The 2468-nt window shown below is 61.3% G+C and carries 4 protein-coding genes and 1 pseudogene; 1 reads left to right on the plus strand and 4 read right to left on the minus strand.

Going from position 1 to position 2468, the window contains the following annotated elements:
• The 4 genes from OXF11_21450 to OXF11_21465 all read right to left on the minus strand — a co-directional run.
• Nucleotides 1–447, minus strand: a 447-nt coding sequence (locus OXF11_21450) for an IS1595 family transposase (protein MCY4489656.1), incomplete at its 3' end; no start/stop codon positions are given.
• Nucleotides 448–708 carry a transposase gene (locus OXF11_21455; GenBank protein MCY4489657.1) on the minus strand — a complete coding sequence of 87 codons (261 nt, stop codon included), beginning with the start codon at nucleotides 706–708 and terminating at the stop codon, nucleotides 448–450.
• Between the two features lie 49 nt (nucleotides 709–757).
• A complete protein-coding gene (locus OXF11_21460) occupies nucleotides 758–910 on the minus strand; it encodes a hypothetical protein (protein MCY4489658.1) in 153 nt (50 codons plus the stop codon).
• Between the two features lie 379 nt (nucleotides 911–1289).
• Nucleotides 1290–1604 carry a hypothetical protein gene (locus OXF11_21465; GenBank protein ID MCY4489659.1) on the minus strand — a complete coding sequence of 105 codons (315 nt, stop codon included), beginning with the start codon at nucleotides 1602–1604 and terminating at the stop codon, nucleotides 1290–1292.
• A 19-nt stretch (nucleotides 1605–1623) separates the two neighbouring features.
• Between OXF11_21465 and OXF11_21470 the strand changes: the two are divergent.
• A pseudogene (locus tag OXF11_21470) lies at nucleotides 1624–1842 on the plus strand (IS630 family transposase).
• Nucleotides 1843–2468 lie beyond the last annotated feature (626 nt).

Raw genomic sequence — 2468 nt, forward strand, 5'->3', positions numbered from 1 at the left:
AGGCACCATGCTCGGCAGGTCGTAGCGGCGGTTGAACCGGCGCTCGAACTCGCTCAGGTATCGCTGCGCGTACTTGCCCTTCATGGAATGGTGGGTGCTCCGTAGCGCCGTCTCGGCGTTGCCGATGACGGTGTTCAGCCAAGCGAATTCCTTGACGCGCACGGAGGCCTTCCCGCCGCCGGCAACGACCTGGGCGTGCAGGCAGCCGGCGGTGGCAACCGCGCCAAAGCAGGGCAGGCCGTCGCTGTAGACCTTGCTTACCGGGGCGACGCTCCGGTGGCACCAGTTCTCGATCGCCTTCAGGCGGAAGTCGGCCACCACCTGGAGCTTGATCCTGTGCGGCAGCCAATCCTCCGTCGTCTCCAGGGCCGCCACGAACCGCGTCTTCCCTTCCGCCCCGTGCTCCCTTTTGCCTTCCCGGACCCCGCCGAGATACGCGTCGTCCACCTAGTACTCTTTCAACATGGAATTATTGGGTAAAGCGACTTCAGCTTCACTCGAGCGTCTTCTGTCCTGAATCGCCAATCGACGGGCGTCGCCGCGGCGTTGCGCCGCGCCTTCCAGGCGGCAGGCAACCTCGCGCTCGAGCGTCTCGCGGTCCGGGATGCGCCGGGCCTGGCACTGCCTGGACAGAACGCCGATCTCGATCTCCGCCATGTTGAGCCAGCTTCCGTGCTTGGGCGTGTGTTGAACTTCGAAGCGGCCCACGAGGCGGCGAGGCCTCGTGGGCGGGGAAGGCCTTGTAAAGGGCGAACAGCTAGTGCGTGTTCAGGTTGTCCATCACCGGCACGATTTTTCTGCCCGGGACATGGACATCCGCCATGTCCCGGAGAAGATGCGCGAAATCGAGTTTCGTGCGGCGGCCCGTCACCTCGACGCGGCGCCATCCGGCAAGCGGAGCGCGCACCATGAACAGGTTCGCCGCGCCGTTGCGCTCGCATTCGAAATCTTAGATGGCCGGCTGGCCGGGGCTTGTCGGCAGCGGCGCCCGGGTCTCCCTGGTCAGCTGCCTACTCGACTCGTCCATGCAAACTAGAACGGTACCGTCGTCGAAATCGCGTTGGTAGACCTTGATCACGTCTTCCATCGCGAAGGCGAAGTCCTCGTTCTCCTTCGGAGGAATGCACCAGCACTCCTTCAGCCAGGGCTTGATGCTGTTTTTCTTAAAGCCTAGCGGACCGTCTCGTGCGAGTTGCTGTCCACGACCTCCAACTCCACCAGGCGTTCGCCGAGCAGGTTCAGCGTCCAGCGGGCGCATCCGTCCGGCGGCGCCGAGCAGGCATGCATCGTCAGCTTCGCCTCGCCCTCGCCGTCCAGCTTGCGCGGCTTGCGGGGTTCGTCTGCGGGCGGCGACCCGGGGCGGCTTCGAGGCCGTCCAGGACGCAGCGGCGGCGCACGCGCTTAGCGGTCCCGACGGCGGTGTCGAGTACCGAAGCGTTGCTCGCATCCGCCAGGGCTCCGTCCTTACGGTTCTCGTCCGCAAGGAGCAGGATATGGGCGCGGCGGCGCTTCTTCGATCCATGTCCGTCAACTACCGATTTGAGCTCGGCGCGCTCCTCGTTCTCCAGCTTCACGCGATACTTCTTCCTGCAGGCGATCTTCATGGCCTGCTTTCCCTCCGCGCCCAAGCACGGAAGCTGGCTCAACATGGCGGAGATCGAGACCGGCGTTCTGTCCAGGCAGTGCCTCGCCCGGCGCATCCCGGACCGCGAGACGCTCGAGCGCGAGGTCGCCGCCTGGCAGGCGCGGCGCAACGCCGCGGCGACGCCCGGCGATTGGCGATTCAGGACAGAAGACTCTCGAGTGAAGCTGAAGTCGCTTTACCCAATAATTCCATGTTGAATGAGTACTAGTTAACGTTGCACTCGTCACCTTCACGAGATTGAGGAAGTACATTCCAACCGTCGCAATGCTCGATACTAACACTGATAAGGGGTCGGATGCGAAAGCAATTCAGCTCCGTGCCGGGGTTTTAGGGACCCTTGATCAAGCCGCCTAATCTGAAAATCCGCAGAGCGCGGCAATGGTCCTATGAGGAGTAGATAGCTCGAAGTTAATCGGAGAGTTTTGTAATTTGGGAAAAGGGAGTGTAACAGGAGATGCGCGCCATTTCATACGGCTATTTTGGGAACAGCACCTTACCGCCAATTGGGAACCGTGGTTGAAAACACCGGGGGGTTCGCTTTTCTCAGGCCGACAACAAGTGGTGTTCCGGCAGGACGACGGATATCTCGCAGGTATGGAAAGAGGTGCTATGATCCGCTGTCAAAGTGCTCGGAGGAAATTTGGAATTCTGTTTGGTAATACAAGCATTGCGACCGGCATTTATTTGAACGAAGGCCGCTCACGCGGCCAGTTGTGATGCTTCCCCGGTTTTCCTTTTTTGGATCGCAGCTTCATTTTCTGTGTTGATACGCAGGTTGTGGGTTTCCCATGACCTCGGGTTGATGTTCAATCTCCCCGGCGCC

Source organism: Deltaproteobacteria bacterium, assembly GCA_026712905.1.
Classification (GTDB): domain Bacteria; phylum Desulfobacterota; class Binatia; order UBA9968; family JAJDTQ01; genus JAJDTQ01.

Excerpts from the sequence above, each read along its gene's own strand:
- OXF11_21460 (MCY4489658.1), bottom strand. The coding sequence starts at position 910 with ATGGTGCGCGCTCCGCTTGCCGGATGGCGCCGCGTCGAGGTGACGGGC.
- OXF11_21465 (MCY4489659.1), bottom strand. The coding sequence starts at position 1,604 with ATGAAGATCGCCTGCAGGAAGAAGTATCGCGTGAAGCTGGAGAACGAG.